Annotated in this window: 22 protein-coding genes and 7 pseudogenes; 27 read left to right on the forward strand and 2 right to left on the reverse strand. The window is 28.2% G+C overall.

The window, feature by feature from the left end; genetic code table 11:
* Window positions 1–123: 123 nt before the first annotated feature.
* The 27 genes and pseudogenes from DB723_RS04400 to DB723_RS04495 all read left to right on the forward strand — a co-directional run bounded on the left by DB723_RS04400 (window position 124) and on the right by DB723_RS04495 (window position 13,165).
* Window positions 124–774: an Mlp family lipoprotein gene (locus tag DB723_RS04400; protein WP_151553005.1), complete on the forward strand. Its 651-nt coding sequence runs from the start codon at window positions 124–126 to the stop codon at window positions 772–774.
* 93 nt (window positions 775–867) lie between these two features.
* Entirely contained in the window at window positions 868–1,479 is a 612-nt protein-coding gene (locus DB723_RS04405; RefSeq protein WP_151553007.1) for a hypothetical protein, read from the forward strand.
* 385 nt (window positions 1,480–1,864) lie between these two features.
* Window positions 1,865–3,074 (forward strand): annotated as a pseudogene (locus DB723_RS04410) (anti-CBASS protein Acb1 family protein).
* Between the two features lie 44 nt (window positions 3,075–3,118).
* Window positions 3,119–3,712, forward strand: a complete 594-nt coding sequence (locus tag DB723_RS04415; protein WP_151553009.1) for a DUF1357 family protein — start codon at window positions 3,119–3,121, stop codon at window positions 3,710–3,712.
* A gap of 55 nt (window positions 3,713–3,767) precedes the next feature.
* Complete coding sequence (locus DB723_RS05675) at window positions 3,768–4,094, forward strand: DUF228 domain-containing protein (protein WP_267128469.1); 327 nt, start codon at window positions 3,768–3,770, stop codon at window positions 4,092–4,094.
* 62 nt (window positions 4,095–4,156) lie between these two features.
* Window positions 4,157–4,378, forward strand: a pseudogene (locus tag DB723_RS05680) (DUF228 domain-containing protein).
* 16 nt (window positions 4,379–4,394) lie between these two features.
* Entirely contained in the window at window positions 4,395–4,727 is a 333-nt protein-coding gene (locus tag DB723_RS05445) for a hypothetical protein (RefSeq protein WP_228459405.1), read from the forward strand.
* Between the two features lie 41 nt (window positions 4,728–4,768).
* Window positions 4,769–5,131 carry a hypothetical protein gene (locus DB723_RS05450; RefSeq protein WP_228459406.1) on the forward strand — a complete coding sequence of 121 codons (363 nt, stop codon included), beginning with the start codon at window positions 4,769–4,771 and terminating at the stop codon, window positions 5,129–5,131.
* 185 nt (window positions 5,132–5,316) lie between these two features.
* Window positions 5,317–5,613 carry a DUF3890 domain-containing protein gene (locus tag DB723_RS05455; protein WP_228459407.1) on the forward strand — a complete coding sequence of 99 codons (297 nt, stop codon included), beginning with the start codon at window positions 5,317–5,319 and terminating at the stop codon, window positions 5,611–5,613.
* 164 nt (window positions 5,614–5,777) lie between these two features.
* Window positions 5,778–6,101 carry a hypothetical protein gene (locus DB723_RS04435; protein ID WP_228459408.1) on the forward strand — a complete coding sequence of 108 codons (324 nt, stop codon included), beginning with the start codon at window positions 5,778–5,780 and terminating at the stop codon, window positions 6,099–6,101.
* Between the two features lie 31 nt (window positions 6,102–6,132).
* Window positions 6,133–6,495, forward strand: coding sequence for a hypothetical protein (locus DB723_RS04440; protein ID WP_151553011.1), 363 nt, complete (start codon window positions 6,133–6,135; stop codon window positions 6,493–6,495).
* Between the two features lie 115 nt (window positions 6,496–6,610).
* A pseudogene (locus DB723_RS04445) lies at window positions 6,611–7,013 on the forward strand (DUF764 family protein).
* A gap of 71 nt (window positions 7,014–7,084) precedes the next feature.
* Window positions 7,085–7,341: pseudogene (locus DB723_RS05460) on the forward strand (DUF787 family protein).
* Window positions 7,310–7,510 (forward strand): annotated as a pseudogene (locus DB723_RS05465) (DUF787 family protein); the annotation flags it as partial. The pseudogenes DB723_RS05460 and DB723_RS05465, both read left to right, overlap by 32 nt.
* 25 nt (window positions 7,511–7,535) lie before the next feature.
* Complete coding sequence (locus DB723_RS05685) at window positions 7,536–7,736, forward strand: DUF1473 family protein (protein ID WP_267128471.1); 201 nt, start codon at window positions 7,536–7,538, stop codon at window positions 7,734–7,736.
* 4 nt (window positions 7,737–7,740) lie between these two features.
* Window positions 7,741–7,941 carry a DUF1473 family protein gene (locus DB723_RS05690; protein ID WP_267128481.1) on the forward strand — a complete coding sequence of 67 codons (201 nt, stop codon included), beginning with the start codon at window positions 7,741–7,743 and terminating at the stop codon, window positions 7,939–7,941.
* Complete coding sequence (locus tag DB723_RS05695) at window positions 7,934–8,050, forward strand: DUF1322 family protein (protein WP_267128473.1); 117 nt, start codon at window positions 7,934–7,936, stop codon at window positions 8,048–8,050. The genes DB723_RS05690 and DB723_RS05695 overlap by 8 nt, the downstream gene beginning before the upstream one ends.
* Window positions 8,044–8,151, forward strand: a complete 108-nt coding sequence (locus DB723_RS05700) for a DUF1322 family protein (protein WP_267128483.1) — start codon at window positions 8,044–8,046, stop codon at window positions 8,149–8,151. The genes DB723_RS05695 and DB723_RS05700 overlap by 7 nt, the downstream gene beginning before the upstream one ends.
* A gap of 8 nt (window positions 8,152–8,159) precedes the next feature.
* A complete protein-coding gene (locus tag DB723_RS05470; protein WP_228459409.1) occupies window positions 8,160–8,339 on the forward strand; it encodes a hypothetical protein in 180 nt (59 codons plus the stop codon).
* A gap of 598 nt (window positions 8,340–8,937) precedes the next feature.
* A complete protein-coding gene (locus tag DB723_RS05475) occupies window positions 8,938–9,090 on the forward strand; it encodes a hypothetical protein (protein WP_228459410.1) in 153 nt (50 codons plus the stop codon).
* 72 nt (window positions 9,091–9,162) lie between these two features.
* The gene (locus tag DB723_RS05480; RefSeq protein ID WP_228459411.1) at window positions 9,163–9,351 is read left to right on the forward strand and encodes a hypothetical protein; all 189 of its coding nucleotides are present in this window, start codon (window positions 9,163–9,165) and stop codon (window positions 9,349–9,351) included.
* A gap of 20 nt (window positions 9,352–9,371) precedes the next feature.
* Window positions 9,372–9,935: pseudogene (locus DB723_RS04470) on the forward strand (DUF792 family protein).
* A 39-nt stretch (window positions 9,936–9,974) separates the two neighbouring features.
* Window positions 9,975–10,859, forward strand: a complete 885-nt coding sequence (locus tag DB723_RS04475; protein ID WP_151553013.1) for a hypothetical protein — start codon at window positions 9,975–9,977, stop codon at window positions 10,857–10,859.
* Window positions 10,860–10,963: 104 nt separating this feature from the next.
* Window positions 10,964–11,233, forward strand: coding sequence for a hypothetical protein (locus tag DB723_RS04480; protein ID WP_151553015.1), 270 nt, complete (start codon window positions 10,964–10,966; stop codon window positions 11,231–11,233).
* Window positions 11,234–11,280: 47 nt separating this feature from the next.
* Entirely contained in the window at window positions 11,281–11,547 is a 267-nt protein-coding gene (locus DB723_RS04485) for a hypothetical protein (protein ID WP_188093269.1), read from the forward strand.
* An 83-nt stretch (window positions 11,548–11,630) separates the two neighbouring features.
* Window positions 11,631–12,562 (forward strand): annotated as a pseudogene (locus tag DB723_RS04490) (DUF693 family protein).
* A 96-nt stretch (window positions 12,563–12,658) separates the two neighbouring features.
* Window positions 12,659–13,165: a DUF777 family protein gene (locus DB723_RS04495; protein WP_267128484.1), complete on the forward strand. Its 507-nt coding sequence runs from the start codon at window positions 12,659–12,661 to the stop codon at window positions 13,163–13,165.
* Window positions 13,166–13,184: 19 nt separating this feature from the next.
* Here the strand turns inward: DB723_RS04495 and DB723_RS04500 are convergent, their stop codons facing one another.
* Both DB723_RS04500 and DB723_RS04510 read right to left on the reverse strand, forming a co-directional pair.
* On the reverse strand, window positions 13,185–14,390 hold the full coding sequence (locus DB723_RS04500; RefSeq protein WP_151553019.1) for a hypothetical protein: 1,206 nt from the start codon (window positions 14,388–14,390) through the stop codon (window positions 13,185–13,187).
* Window positions 14,391–14,859: 469 nt separating this feature from the next.
* Window positions 14,860–15,078, reverse strand: coding sequence for a hypothetical protein (locus tag DB723_RS04510; protein ID WP_151553021.1), 219 nt, complete (start codon window positions 15,076–15,078; stop codon window positions 14,860–14,862).
* Window positions 15,079–15,162: the final 84 nt, after the last annotated feature.

The raw sequence follows: 15,162 nt of genomic DNA on the forward strand, positions 1-15,162 counted from the left end.
TGAAAACTTCTTTAAAACTACAAATGAGGCCTTTAAGCCCCATTTGTAGTTTTAAATTTTTATAATTTATTGGGAATGTTAGAAAGTGAACTATAATGACGACTTATTTTAGCGGAGGTTTTAATGCGAAAGATAAGAATTTTATCAATGCTATTATTAGTGTTTTCTTGTAAACAATTTGGTGGTGTTAAGTCGCTTACAGAAATTGATTCTGGGGATGGTAATTCTATCGTTGTTGTTGGCAATACAGTTAAAGATCCTATTATCAAAGAGATTTCTTTAACAGAACAGGAGGCTAAAAAATTAGAGACTTTAAAAAGCTTTTTAAAAGATGCAATGGATTCTAATGGAAAAAAAGAAGAAGATTTAAAAGCAGAGTACGAGAAATCCTATAGAGAATTTTTTGATTGGCTTTCTAAGGATGTTAACAAACAAAAAGAGTTATTAAATTCTTTTGACAATGTTTCTGAAATTCTAACTAAAGCAGTAGATGTAAGTAAAAAACAAAGACCTACTGAACAACAATCTTTAGGGCTTGAAGAATACATTACCCACAAAATTAAAAATAGCACTGGCGGGTATTTGAGTTTATTTTTCCAAAAGGTAGCTGATGCATTTGGTACTGAAGAGTACAAAAAGGGTGATGATGAGAGTGTGCAAAAACCTGTAAAATGTAATGAAGAGATTTTCAAAGTAATTAAAAGAGTGTTTACAGAAAGCGATAGTAATAAAGAATTGAAAAGTTTAAAAAATTGTGAAAATAATAACATTTGATATTATATTTATTACAAGGACAGGTTCTGTTGGGGACTTGTCTTTTTGTTTTTAAAAAAACTTTTAAATCATTTTTCAAGATAATATTTAGGTATGGGTAATAATAATTTAAAGAGCAATTTTCCAGATTTTAAGTTTAATATTAATGATGTTGAATTTGCCAAAGAGTTATCAACTCAAGTTATTGAGTCTTCTTTAATAATAGAGACTAACTTAAATCAAATTTTAAAGGCAAAAAATTTGCATGATGCTCAATTAAAGGCCCAAGAATTAAAATTAGGACTTGTTTCTACGATTAATTTAGCTAAAAAACTCAATAATCATTTACTCTTAGAATTTGACAAAATTCCTTTTGAATTTGATATTCCTATAACATTTAGCATTGTCGACAAGATTTTAAAAATATTTTATTGGACAATAGTCAATTTTGATTCTCACACAGTAAAAGAAATTGAATTAGTAGGGTTAAAAGAGATTAATTTTTTAGATGAAGATGAAGAAGGAATCAAATCAGTCGAGCAAGAGATTAGTAGCATTAAAAATTTTGAGAAAAGAGAATTTCTTTTCGGGTTGCTTTTAGTTATTAAATGCACATTTCAAGCAGACAAGGCGTTAATCAAAGCAATTAAGGCGTCTCTTTTAGCTACATCTTTTATTGCTCAACAGGGAATAGAATGCAAACAGATTTTATTTTTTTATAGTTAGTTTATATTAATTTGATTTTCAGAAGTTTTTAAAATTTTTAAAAGCGTTTAAATATTAAAAGGTAGAGAAACAGCGCTCTACCTTTTTATATTTATTGGGATTGGATAAAGTATTAATTAATTTTCTTTTTAATGTCATTTTATTAATGTTTATCTTTTAACAATGCGTGCAACAACAATTAGAATATTTTGTAAATTTTACTTAGTATTCTTAAGTTAATATTAGCATAAATACTCTCAAACGTATTAATTTTATATAAAATTTTAAATGAATTTTGATATTTAAAATTTTATATAAAATTATCATTTTGTAATTGATATTAAATAATAATAATTTGCATAAAAAATTGTTTTTGATATAATAATGTATAATGATATTTGAAAAGATGATTAATGAATTTAAAATGGAAATAAAAAACAATAAATCCCAAATTAATCCTGTTGATCTTTACAGGTATTCAAATTTTTTTAGGAATTACATAGACAGTGCAGCAGAAGATGCACTAAAGAATGGAATTAATTTAAGTTTAATTGAAACTTCTTGCTTGAGAGAATGCAGTGAATCTCTTTTAAGCTTAAAGGTGGAGTTAAAAGAAGCTCTTCTTGAAGCAATGATAAGCTATAGATTTAATGGAGCAGGCTATATTTTAGTAAAACCCAAAGGCGAAGACGAAGATTTAAGTAAAAAGGTTAACAGCGAATTACCCACAGGTTTTAAATATTTAGATTTTCAAAAAATTATTAACAAAAGAGAGTCTGATTACATAGAGTATTTCTTTGTTTCCTAAGAATTAGGTGTTGAGAGCCAGAAAGCAAAGGTTGTAAAAATAGATAAAAGCAGAGTAATAATTTATGAGAATTATGATTATGTTTTAGGATCTCACGAGTCTGTTTATACGTAAAGTTTGCTTCTTAATATTTCTCTTTTAGAGCAAATTTATTTAGAGATAAAAAAAAGAATAAGAAATTATAATTTTTTGTTTTACAAAGACGAACATTTAGTAGGACTTGTTGAATCATTAGAGATTGCAAAAGAAGAAATTAATGTTTTGGTAAACAGTAAGGGTAAAATATTTTCTACCTTTTTTAAAGCTCAATAGCCAGACAAAAGTTTCCAGGCATTAAGTAGCGTTTCTGATCAGCTTAGCAGAGAGCTTAGCAAGATTAAAAGCGCTCTAAACAATGATGGAATTTTTTATACAGTATCAGAGAATGCACGCCTAAAGGTAATAAAATATGATTTAGAGTTTTTAAAAGACGCATTAACTTGTTAAAGCAAAAATTGGCGCTGATACCAAAGAACCCCTTACTAGAAGTTTTAACGAACAGGTCAAAGGACTTGGCAGCAGTGGCAAGGGAGACAAGAGCAATTATTCCGATTATTTAAAAGGCGTACAAGAATCTGTTGCCAATGCTTGCAATCTCAAACTTAGCAGATATTACAGATTAAATATGAAGTTTAATGAGCTTGAAGTTTTAAGCTATGAGCAAAGACTTCAAAAAGACAATTTACTTCTTGATGTTTATTCTAAATATTTAGAGTTAATTGCAAATGAAAATCTAAGTCTCAAAGCAAAAGAAAATTTGAAAGAATAATTAAGTTTAGTTATTTAAAATTAAAATGAGTAATTACGAAAAAAATAGCTGCAACGGCTTTAAGCTCAGACAAAAGCAGTCAGGAAGATTTAAAAGAGCTTAGCAGTGAAAGAAATGAAGTTTTAAATAGTTCTTTGATTAAGGAGTTTTTAGAATATAAAAATCTTAAAAAAGCAAATAATGCAGTTGGTAATTTTTCTCACAATGATTTTAGAGAATCTGTTGAGATAAATAAGCTTGCAAATGATAATTTAAGTTTTGAATATAATACAGAAAATCTTTTAGCAAAAGGGTCTTCTTTTAAAGAGATTGTAAAAGGTCAAGCTGAAGAGCTTATTAGAAAGTACGTAAAAACAGCTCAAATCTTGGCAATAGTTGGAACTAACAGCTTTGATGAGATTGACTTACGTTCCCGTGCAATATTAATAAGGGTCGCAAAGATTAACATTTATCAGAATAAGAATGCAGAAAATTCGTACAAAACAATAAATTTTCAAAGAATAAAATTAAATAAAGAAAATAATTTAAGAGCCGAAAATGGTTTTTTTAGTACGCATTATGATTTAAGAAAAGCAATGCTTAATGAATGGGAAGAGATTAAGCATGAATTTTATTGTAGTAAAAAAGTATTAGCTTAAATTTTGTAATTTAAGCTTTTAATAAAAAGTTAATTTAAAAAGGAGATATTTATTAATGAGTGATTCAATTAATTTTCAAAAAGAGATAGAAAAACTAAAAGCATCAAAAGTAGAACTTGAGAGTCAGCTTGAAAGTTTAAAGAAAAATCAATCTCAAAAAGTTGTTTTAGACAAACTTCAAAGTGTTAATGCTACTAGCTATCCAGTGTTTGAGAGCCATAAATTTCAAGATGAAGGGCTTTATTTTGTTCAAAAAGGTGGATTTAAAAGCTCTCCTGCTAATAAGTTTGAAAATTATCAGGCTTTAGATTTTTGCTACAAATATGGGGGTCAAACTTATTGTCAATGGTCCACATTTACAAATAGCAAGAGGCGGAGGTAGCGATCTTTACGGAGGTTTGCGTTGACTTTGATGATTTTTCAAGAACTGGCACAGTTGTTCCCATGACTTGTAGTTTTGAATGTGTTTTGATTGCTAAAGACAAAACAATTAAAGCAGAAGATAAATTAATAATAAACAACTAAGGGTTTTTGGAAAAAGCTTTAAAGAATTCACCGGTTATTCACGCTTTAGCATTAAGTCCTGCTGAAGAATTTAAAGACAGAAGAGATGTTTATGGTGTTAGAGTTCTTTTTTTAGTCAAGCAAATAAAAGATGCAATTTAAAATAGGAGAATTTAAAATGGATGAGAGTGTATTAAATAATGACGAGTATGTAAACACAGTAAGGGATGTTTTGGTTAAAGAATGTCCAATTCAAGAATATTATCATTTTTTAGATTCACAGCAAATAGAGAGCAGTAATATTTCTCTTGGAAGTGATAGAATTATTAAGTGGTATTCTAATTTAACAGACATTCCTACATTAAAGGTTAATGATTTTAACACAGTCTCAACAATAAAGTTTCAAAGACAAATAGTAAAAATTAATTATTTGCCTTTTCAGCATGCATTTACTCTTACTATACACCAGATGGAAAATTTAGTGTATAGGCAAATACAAACATTAACATGAGAGAAGGGCTCTTAGGAGCAATAATTGAGATATAAAAGTTAATGAGTGCTCATTATTTAAGGAGTGGGCTTACACTTTCAAAAGATAATAAAAGAACTCTTCTTGTTGATGAGTCTAACAATGAAACTATGTACAGATTTTTGAATCTTCCAAACCAAATAGACAAAACAGTTAAACATGCAAACATATTAGATCGAATAAAATCAATAAATGATGATCTTGGAAAGATTAATTTAGAAGATGAGAGAACATTGCCTTTTAAAATACTTACAACTAGTAAAATCAAAGGTCGTTTGCTTGAAAGACTCCCAAATAATAATTATTCATACAAAGACATGCTTTTTGATTTTATAAGTGCAATTAACAATGATACAAATATTGCCTTGAGACTACAAATTTATTAGACGATGAAGTTTTAATATATCCTAGAAGTAGCAAACTACTACTTTTGCGAGACGGTCACCAACCAATATTAAATTTATACACAGAAGTTTCAAGTAGCAATTTTAGAACAAGTTTTCTTGACTTTTCTATTGGAACAATTTTGGCAACAAAAAATTTAATCCTTAGAATAAAATTGAGCTAAAAAATGAATGAAAACAAAGTAGATGCTAATAATGCCTTAAGTGCAAATTTAAAAACTCAAGAGAGCAAGAATCTAAGCTTGGCTTTAAAAGAAGTTTATGAGCGAATACTTGAGCTTTTAATGCTTGATTTTAAAGATCTTAGCATTAAAGAATTTTCTTTATATTTAAATTTACTTGAGAATATTTTAATTCTTAAGAGAATAAGAATTAAAAGTTTAAATGATTCTACAATGTTTGTTCTGATTTATTATTTTGTTGGTTGTGAATTAAAAAAAACGAAACAGATTAAAAGGTTTTAATTTAAATGACATTAAATCTGAAAAATTTAAAGAGATATCATTAGAATATTTCCCTACAAATCTTGGCATTAGCAGTAGTTGTGGGGGTGATTTTTGCAAATGCTTGGACAGTTTAATAGAAAAGTTGAAATAAAAAAAAAAGACTCTTTAATAGGAGTAGTTAAATGAAATCTTTAGAGATGATTAATAGATCTTTAATCAATATTATAAACACATATTCACAAGATCTTTTTTTCTGTAAATTTAGCACAATCAAAGATCCAATTAATGCATCTTATGAGACCAGGTTTGAAAGCTCTCAAGCTGTTATTTTTAAGGGAATGTTTTTACTAATAAGTCCAGAAGAAGTAGTTGAAGTTGAAGGTGTGAATATTTTTGAAAAAAAGTATACTCTTAAGAATTTTGAATTTGAGTATGGAGATTTGATTAAAGCTTTTGATGATTTTTATTCGATCTTAGGGGACAAAAGATCTACAAAGAAGGTCTAAATTACAACACGCTGGTTTTAAGGAGTTCTTGTTGAGCGTAAAAATTAAATTTAAAGACATTCCTTTTAATGCAGAAAATAGTATTAATATCAAATCCGAAGAACTTGAAAGAGAGATTACTTTCAAACTGGCTAAGGATGCTTACAAAGAGTTTTATTCTAAGATTTTTTCAAACAAAGGAATAAAATCAGCTTTTAGAAAATCTATTCAAAAAGGATTTTTTGAAATAAAGGATCAGTTTAGAGTTTTTTGTAAAAATTATTTACTTAGTAAACAAATGGGCTTTCAGTCAAAAAGATCTTTTAAGCCTGCAAGGGTTAAAGAATTTAAAAGTTTTCTTAACAATATTGAAAAATACAGTCTTTTAAAAGGCAAAAGAAAAGGGGAATCCTGATTGTAGGACTAAATGAATCTGTACAGTTTTTAATAAAAATACTTATGAAATTTAAAAATATTTAGATTTTAAAGAAATAGAAATAGAAATCTTAAACACTTACAACCACCCGTATTTGGAAAAGTTTGCTACAAATACTAGTAATTTAATTGTATTAAAAAGTGAATCTTTCGAAGGGCTTACTCCTAGAAATCTAAGGAGCAAGAATTCTTGTAAAGAGTCTAACGAGTTTAGATTAAGGGTTTCGCTTTATTTTTTGTTTTTCTTTACTTAAAGCTTACAGAGATTCTTATGAGAGTGCGTGCAAAGTGTACGAACACTTTTTAGAATTTTTACATGAGAATAGATTTAGATTTGAGTTTACAAAAGAGCTTGAGAGTGGTTCTTATTTGCTTTTAAATTATTATCTTTGCTCAATTAGCAATTTAAATAATGATGGGCTACTTGGAGTTTCTAATATGCACACCAATATGTGTTTTAGTTTTAATCAGATTTTTTTGCAAATATACAGGTTTTAAAACAAGAAAAATAAATATTTAAAAAACAAAAAAATAAAAATTTAAAAAAGAAATTTAAAAAAGGAAGATAAATGCCAAAAGATACAATAAGCGTTAGTTTGGTGCAAAACAGACTAGTTGCCAATAACATTAATTATTACAATCCGTTTTAATCTACAAAAGCAGTGTTTTAGCAAGTAAATACTTGGCATTAAGTGTTACAAATTTTGAAGATTCGCATAAAAAACTTGAGATGCAAAAAACTCAAGAGTCTGATTCTTCTAAGAAAAGAATAGCAGAAGAACAGTTAAGTGGTTTACAAAAATCAATGGCTGATTTTTTTGGTTAAGCCTGTTAATCCTTATGGGATGATTTTAAATGCTACTCCTGTTTATGATGATACTCTTATTGATTCTTTTAGAAAATCTAATATTAATTTTTATTCTCTTTTAAATGAAACCGGCAATGACGGCATTTTGGCTTTCAAAGAAGGAGTTAGTCTTTCGGGCAATCCGATTTCCCATGTACGAATGGGACAATGTTTTGGGATTTGATGTTGAAAGAGATGAACTTATTAGAAAGCTTAATGATCTTCAAACATTAAAAGAAATAACCAAATTAATGATCTCAAAAGGGTTTTTAGATGAATTTTACGAGATCTTAAACAAAGAGAGAGAAGATATTCTGAGCTTTACAAGTATGCTCTTCCCACAATTCTTTTTCAGTCCAGTATTCACTTTTTAAAACAATAGAGGGTTTTAAACAGCCCGGGTTAGTTTACATTGAAAGTTTTCAAGATAGAAACGGCGATTATATTAAATATGACTACATTAATGAGCGTTGGATTTATGATTTTTTAATTAAAAGTAGCAAGTCTTTAGGCTTAAATCAAGAAGATTTTCTGGAAACCGATTTTGAATCTGTTTTGCAAGAATGTGTTAATGAATAGGCAAGAGATTGTAACAAGTTGTTTAAAATACGTAGACTATTTGACAAGAGAAGCTAATAAGTATTATTTCCCTGTTGTAATGGGTATTTGCCACATGCAAAGATGTTAAAAAATGAGCTACAAGAGCTTGTAGAGGTTAACCGAGTGACCAATTTAAAGCTTAACAAGGAAATTTACGAACGGTTTTTGTCCTTTAGTGGCATGTTTTAAAGGGGTTTATGTACGAAGAAAACAATAATGATGATAAATTTACAATTAAATTAGAAGGCGTGCTTGACAGAAATGCCACTAAGAGCAATTTAAAAAAAGATTTTTTAAGTCTAAAGAGTGAAAATTTTTTCAATCAGATTGGTCTTAGTGGTTTGAGTGTAAAAGTAGTAAAGATTTTTTATCTTTAAGTCTTGAGAGGCTTCAAAGTGACAATCTTTACTCTTTTTTCAAACCAGAAGTAAATAAATTAGATTTAAATTCTAGCAAGCAGTATTCATATTTTAAAACTGAAAATATTAAAAATGCTTTTAAGTAGAATTTTGTTAATAATTCTGGCAATGATAAAATTGGCGTATTAAAAGATTTTAAATTAAATTCCGATTTTGACAAGTACCCCTTTAAAGGTGATTTGCAAGAATGACTAGGTTTGGGAAATTGAAACATTAAGAATCTTTGGGAAGATTTGCGCTCTTTTAGAAATCTTTTTAAAGAATCAGGTTTAATTGATTTTTTTAATGTAAAAAATAGTTTTAACAATTTTAAATTGTCTTTAAAGGAATTTCAAAATTCAAAAGATCAAAAGATCAAAAGATCCCAAAACTAAGTCTTGAAAATTTTATTTGCAAAGATGTTCAAAAAGATAGTGTAAATCAGCTACTAAAAGGGAAAAGGTCTTTTGAAACAGAGCTTGAGAGAAATAATTTTTTAAGAAAATTTTATGTTCTTCAGGGTTCACAAAATTCAAATTTAAATGATTTTTCTTTTATGGTAGAGCTTGCACAGAAATTGAAAAAGGAAGGCTACGCAAAAAATGATTCAAAAGCAATTAGCCTGGTAAGTGATTTTCTTAAGGGTGAGAATAATTTAGAAAAAGTTTCAAGTCTTCAAAGGCCAACAATTTCTTTAAAAAATCAGCTAAAAGGTGAGCCTGAAGTTTAAAACAGCAATAAAATAATAAACAGTGCTTCTGAGCCGGGATTAGATCCACTTTAAGAAAAAATTTTAGAGCTTTTGGAATGGGCTAAAAATTACGATTTTACCAACAATGTATTAGACCCACTAAGAAATACTTTTTCAAATCTTGGCAATATTTTAGCGCAAGCTTTTGAAAGCTTGCCTTTGGTTGAGCACATGAGAAATGTACTAAACGGTAGTGGGTTTAATTCAAGGGGAATTGATAATGATTCTAGAATGCCTTAGCAAATTAAAAGAAGTTTTAAGTGATTAAAGAGCAACCTACTAAGTTAATAAAAGATGTTGTAAATCAAATTTCAAGTTTAGCAAGCATTTCTAATTTTGTTTTACTTTTTCCAAGGCTTGATTTTAAAGGACTTGGGTACATTCCCTAGCTGTTTTTTATTTTTGTAAAGCATGACCTAATAGAAGAAAATCTCTTAAGCGTAAGCTCGGATCGTGCGGTAATTGATTTTACAACTACAAAAAGTGAATATGTAAACTTTAACATTACTCCAAGGCCTGAGATTGTAACAATTAATAAAGGTATTTTGTCATCTATTTATGACAAAACTTTAATAAGAGTGCTAAAAGAAACCCCATTTATGAACAGTGCTTTAGAATTTAATAGCAATTTTATAAAAATGCAATTCAGGCAAAGGTTTAACTTAGGGGTTTACTACAGTATGTACAGCCCCTCAGTAGGATTTCACAAGGTAGTAAGTATTAATTCATTAAAGCTTAAAGACACAGTTTATTTAGAAGAGGTGGAAGTTAGTTTGCAATTAAAAATTTGCAAAACATTTAATATTTTGACTTATAAAGGTTAAAATATTAATTAAAAACATCTAAATATTAGGAGAATATTAATGCGGCAGTTTAAGCTTATTTTGATATTTTTTTTATTTATTGTTTCGATAACATACGCAAGCATGGCAAGACCATTTGATTTTAAAAAATGGAATTTTAAAAAAGACATAGACTTGGCTTATGTATTAATGCATGATATTGACAATGGGGTTTTAACCAAATCTCAAGATAAAGCTGGCAGTATTAAAAGTCAAGAAGTACTTGCTAAGCTTAATAAGTTAAATGTTTATTCTAATAGTTTACAGAAAATAATAAAAGATAGACTTGCTAGGAGTAGGTTTAAAAAAGAAGTAGAATTACCGCTGTTTAAGATCTTTAAAAAGTATAAATATTTAGCAAGAAATTACAAGAACAAAAAATTGATTGAAAATCCAGAATATACAAAACTTATTGCAGAAAGGATCATTAAAAAAGCTCTTTTTCTGGAAAACTATTTTCAATCTAGGATTAAGAATGTAAAATCTAGTGAAAATATTAAAAACAAAATAGATTTTAATCAGAACAGCTTTAAGTCTTCAAGGGATAGAGCTAAAATGCCTGTTAGATCAAAGTTTTCAAGTTCCAAGGATTCAAAAAGCTCACAAGGTGTTAAAAAATGTAGCAAAAAACTAATTTTGGACAAGTATAATCTTAACCGGACAGAGGGAGAGTTTTTATACGAGTCAGAAAGCGAAGATGTAGATGAACTAGAAAGCGAAGATGCAGATTACCCAGAAACTGAAGATCTAGATTACCTTGAAACTGAAGATCTAGATTACCTTGAAACTGAAGATCTAGATTACCTTGAAACTGAAGATCTAGATTATTTAAGTAAAGACTACAAATTTAATCAAGAGATTAAAGGCGAAGATGAGTTTTTTGATTCTTTTGAAGAAAAACTTTAAGCACAAGTTTAACTAATTTTTTAATTTAAATATTATTTATTATTATTTTGATTTACTTTTTAAAGGCTTGCCAAGCCAAAATAATTTTTACTTAGAGGATATTAATGAGGCAATTAATTTTAATTTGTTTTTTAATTTTGAGTTTAAATGCGTATTCTTACAATCTTAAAGATGATGAAGAAATAGCAGTAAAGTTTTTATACAATGAAGTGCAAATTGGTGGCAACTTAAGTGAAGATCATTCTGTCTCTTCTGTTGAAAGTTTAATACAAAATGCAATTAACAAAATAGGAGCTGAGAATATTTTAAACATTGAACATAGTCTAACTTTCAATGGCGTATCTGTAATGGTGGTCTATAAAGTTAAAAAGTAAGCTTGGCAAGCAAGTATTTTAAAGTTTAAGGGAAGTTGGTAAGATTTGTGAGAGAATTTTTTACAATTTTTATTTTATTTTTTTGTTTAGTGTTTAATTTGCATTCCTATTCTGTTAGAAATGATGAAATGATTAAGGTTGAAATTTTCAATTTTAAACTAAATCAGCAGAGATCTTTTGAAGAATTGGAGAGAGATTTAAGACTTTTTATTCGAAAGGTAGGTTCAAAAAATATTTTAGACATAAATCACAAGATCTTGTTCACAGGGATAGAGGTTGCAGTGATAGTAATTTATAAATCAAATAAAGAGTAAAAAATTAAATTTTACTGTTAATGTTTATTTATTAGAATAACAAATAGTTTGTTAATTAAAAAAGGGAGTTTTGTTTAAAAAAGATGTTAATATTCCAATACGATTTTAAGATTGAATTTTACAATGCAGTTGATTCTAAGAACAGCATTGGTGGTAGTCTTGCAGGCCTTAGGCCCAGAGTTGTTATTGTCACTCAAAATGGTGTACCCGATTTAAATATTTTTATTCAAAATACATATTCTGAGAATAATTTAATAGTTGATAAAAAGACTAAACTTCAAATTTTTAATGTACCTTTAAATTTTTCTGATTTTTTAAGACTGCAGATATTGTAAAAATTTATTATAAGAAATTTGCAGATCAGCAAGATTACCAGTTTATTATGGCTGGGTATTTGGGAGCGCCTGTTGAAAAAATTGGTGGGGCTGAGAATTTTAGCTTTAAATGTGAATTGTATCTTTTGTCCAGGGCGACCTTTTTAGAGAGAAAATTTAAGTATAAAAATTTCAAAGACAGCACTATTTATGATGCAATAAAATACGTGTTTAAAGACAAAGCAATATTTTGTATGGACGAACTTGAAAAAACAAAGGAGATCAAGGAAAGCTTTGCTTGCAATTCGCCAAAAGGATTAGTATAACACCTAAGACGACAAGGATACGTTGATTCTGTTGTTGTTGATATTGGCAATTCTGGGCAAGATGTTGATTCAAAATTTATTTTTATGAATTTTGGTAAATTTGTTTCTGGTGAGTGCAAAAGGCTTGAAGATTATGGGCTTTTGTTTTTCCCGCAACAAGATTCAGGCAGTTTTGAGAGTTCCAGTTTAAGTTTGTACCAAGCGCAAGTGATGTTTACTCACAAAATTAGGATTGGAGACAATCTAAGTTTTAAAGACAGGCATGCGAATATTGTTGAGGGCAAGGTTAAAAACACTAGTGCTAGATTAAGCAGTACTAAAGAGTGTGTTTTAAATCTTGAGCTTTATTCTAAGGTTAAAAAGGATGTATTATGAAAAATAATGATTTTTGTGTCGAGAAAGGCAGCCTAAAAGGGTTCTTCTGTTAGTGCTTTAAAGCAGTTTCTTTTTGAGAATGTTTTTATTTGCAGAATAGGCGTTGTTAAAAGTTTTGATTATGAAACTCAAACTGGCGTTGTTACTATTAAAGAATACGAAGGCCTAAATATTAGCACTAGAAATATATCTAACTTTAATTTTGATTTATCAGAAGAAGATGAAGTAGTTTTGTTTCAAAGTAATTTTAATATTTTCCAAGAAAGCGATAATAATCATTTTGACAAAAATTATTTTTACATTTTAAGCGTTCTTAATCCTAAGAAAATTGGCATTAAGCTTGATCAGTTTAAGGTAAGTGTAAAAGAATTTGATACACAAATTGAAAATATAAAATTTGAAGCTAATAAATTGATTATTGATGTAGATAATATTGAAATTAAAGGCAATTTAAAGATTAATGGAATTAAATTTGAAAATCATACGCACAGCTCTGGTACTCTAACTTATGTTAATAGTAGTGGTTTGCCAACAACTACAACCGGGAAACAGGTCCTTTTGCTTAAAGCACACAAAATTGCTTGTTGCTTGGTAAGTGCTTAAGCATAAATTTGCCAAAGATCTATTGATTAGAGTTTTCTACTAACAAGATCAAATTTATTACTTGGTTTGCAAATTCTTTTGTTGCAGCAATTATTTTGCTGATGTTGTTGGTTGTTAATTTAGATTCAACTTCTAGTTGTTCTTTTGTGTTTTTGTATTCATTTTTTACTTCGGTGAATTTTTCAGCTAAAACTTTATACTCTTGAGCTACCAATTTGTTGTATAGCTTTTGGTTTGGGTGAAACTTTGATCCTAAGTCCCAGTTTATTTGACTGGAATTTTCTTTGTTTTGCCATTTCTTAGCAGCATCTATTGTTTGCTTTATGGTTCTTTCTCCAAGGGGATCTTTAGTGTCTTCAAAAATAAGTTCGCTTTTTTTTAGCTCTTCGAGTAATTTATTTTTTATTGTTTCTATATTCTTGGTATTAGTATTGTTGAGATTGTTCTCAGTTGAGTTTTTTGCTTTGCTTCCGGGAGTTTTTTGATCTTTTGGTAGATTTTTCACCTCAAGATTTTCAAGATCTCTAGATTTTTCTAAATTTTTTATTGCATTTATTGCTTTATTTAGAGATTCTCTAACTTCTTCTAGGTATTCTTTTGTTATTAAGTTGTCATTTTTTTCGAATTGATTTTGTGTGTAGTTTCTTGTATTTTTGTCTAAAACTTTATTTTCTTCTTTTTGATCAAAAATTTCGTCTTTGTCGTTATTAATATTTTCTTTTTCGATTGGATTAAATATTGTTTGTCCGTCGGCGGTTCTTGAAATTTTAAATTCTATTGTAGTTGGATTTAAAGATTTTTTTTGTACATTTGTGCCCAATTCTTGTTCTGAGATTTCATCAGAAGCTCCAATTAGCAATAATTGCTCTTGTATTTTTGCAATTTCTTCTTCTGATTTTATCATATTTGCTTCTTCTAGTTCTTCTGGAAGTAATAAGTCTTTGTCTTCTTCAGATTTTAAATCAATCTCTTGTTTTTCAGGTTCAATTTTTTCAATTTCTAAAATAGGAGCAATATTTTGATTTTTGTTTACTTCATGCTCTTTTTTAAGACTAAGGTCTGATTCAAATTGTAAGCTGTTCTTAATAACTTCTGAAATATTTTTTAATTTATCTTCGTTTAAGGCTTTGTTTTTGTCATTTGCGTTCATATTTGTGTTGCAGCTAATAACTAGCAGCAGTGCAAATGTCAAGATGTTTGGAGATTTTCTAAGCTTGCCTTTCAAAGCCTTACGCTCCTTATAAAACAAGAATATTGAGAAACATTATACCACAATTTATTGGATTTTAATTTTGTTTTAAAATATAAAAATCCCCTTTTAAGGGGATTTAAGGGGGTATCATATATTTTATATTATTTTTTTAAATTTTTTATTCTTTATATTTGTAAAAATTAAAACTTAATGCTTTTTTGTGTTTTACCTTTAATTTGGCGCTGAAGCAGTGGCGCTGTTTTAATTTTTCTAACATCTCAGCACCATTCTTCTCTTTATATATCGATGCAAAGGAGTTGCTTTGTACTAAGTGTACAGCAGACTTTAAGTTTTTCAGGATTTACTAATAAAGGAGAACATCGGGTGAAAATCGATGTTCCTTTGAATATATTAATATATTTAAATGTAAGCTTAAAAATTTTAAATACTAACTGATAAACTGTTTGCAAAAATGTTTAAAATATTGAAATGATTGATTATCTTACTCAGTATCTTCATCTTCAATCTCTTCTTCTTCTGTTTCGAGATCTTCATCTTCATTTTCTTTTGTTGTAGGTTTTGAGCGTGAATTTTGTTTTTTTTCTTTTTGCAATTCTTTATGCACATTGCCAAGAACAGAATCTATTAAAATTCCACGACCAATTGCGCTGCAAGACATTATCAATAATAAAAACGAAATAAACATTATTTTTTTAACCATTTAATCATTCCTTTAACCTAAGCAATTTAGGTCTAATTATACATCATAAAAGCTTAATTATCAATTATAATATATTTAATATGT

This window comes from Borrelia maritima (genome assembly GCF_008931845.1).
In the GTDB taxonomy this organism is placed as follows: Bacteria; Spirochaetota; Spirochaetia; order Borreliales; family Borreliaceae; genus Borreliella; species Borreliella maritima.

Excerpts from the sequence above, each read along its gene's own strand:
- DB723_RS04400 (WP_151553005.1), top strand. The coding sequence starts at position 124 with ATGCGAAAGATAAGAATTTTATCAATGCTATTATTAGTGTTTTCTTGT.
- DB723_RS04405 (WP_151553007.1), top strand. The coding sequence starts at position 868 with ATGGGTAATAATAATTTAAAGAGCAATTTTCCAGATTTTAAGTTTAAT.
- DB723_RS05675 (WP_267128469.1), top strand. The coding sequence starts at position 3,768 with ATGAGTGATTCAATTAATTTTCAAAAAGAGATAGAAAAACTAAAAGCA.
- DB723_RS05445 (WP_228459405.1), top strand. The coding sequence starts at position 4,395 with ATGGATGAGAGTGTATTAAATAATGACGAGTATGTAAACACAGTAAGG.
- DB723_RS05450 (WP_228459406.1), top strand. The coding sequence starts at position 4,769 with ATGAGTGCTCATTATTTAAGGAGTGGGCTTACACTTTCAAAAGATAAT.
- DB723_RS05455 (WP_228459407.1), top strand. The coding sequence starts at position 5,317 with ATGAATGAAAACAAAGTAGATGCTAATAATGCCTTAAGTGCAAATTTA.
- DB723_RS04435 (WP_228459408.1), top strand. The coding sequence starts at position 5,778 with ATGAAATCTTTAGAGATGATTAATAGATCTTTAATCAATATTATAAAC.
- DB723_RS05695 (WP_267128473.1), top strand. The coding sequence starts at position 7,934 with ATGAATAGGCAAGAGATTGTAACAAGTTGTTTAAAATACGTAGACTAT.
- DB723_RS05700 (WP_267128483.1), top strand. The coding sequence starts at position 8,044 with ATGTTAAAAAATGAGCTACAAGAGCTTGTAGAGGTTAACCGAGTGACC.
- DB723_RS05470 (WP_228459409.1), top strand. The coding sequence starts at position 8,160 with ATGTACGAAGAAAACAATAATGATGATAAATTTACAATTAAATTAGAA.
- DB723_RS04475 (WP_151553013.1), top strand. The coding sequence starts at position 9,975 with ATGCGGCAGTTTAAGCTTATTTTGATATTTTTTTTATTTATTGTTTCG.
- DB723_RS04480 (WP_151553015.1), top strand. The coding sequence starts at position 10,964 with ATGAGGCAATTAATTTTAATTTGTTTTTTAATTTTGAGTTTAAATGCG.
- DB723_RS04510 (WP_151553021.1), bottom strand. The coding sequence starts at position 15,078 with ATGGTTAAAAAAATAATGTTTATTTCGTTTTTATTATTGATAATGTCT.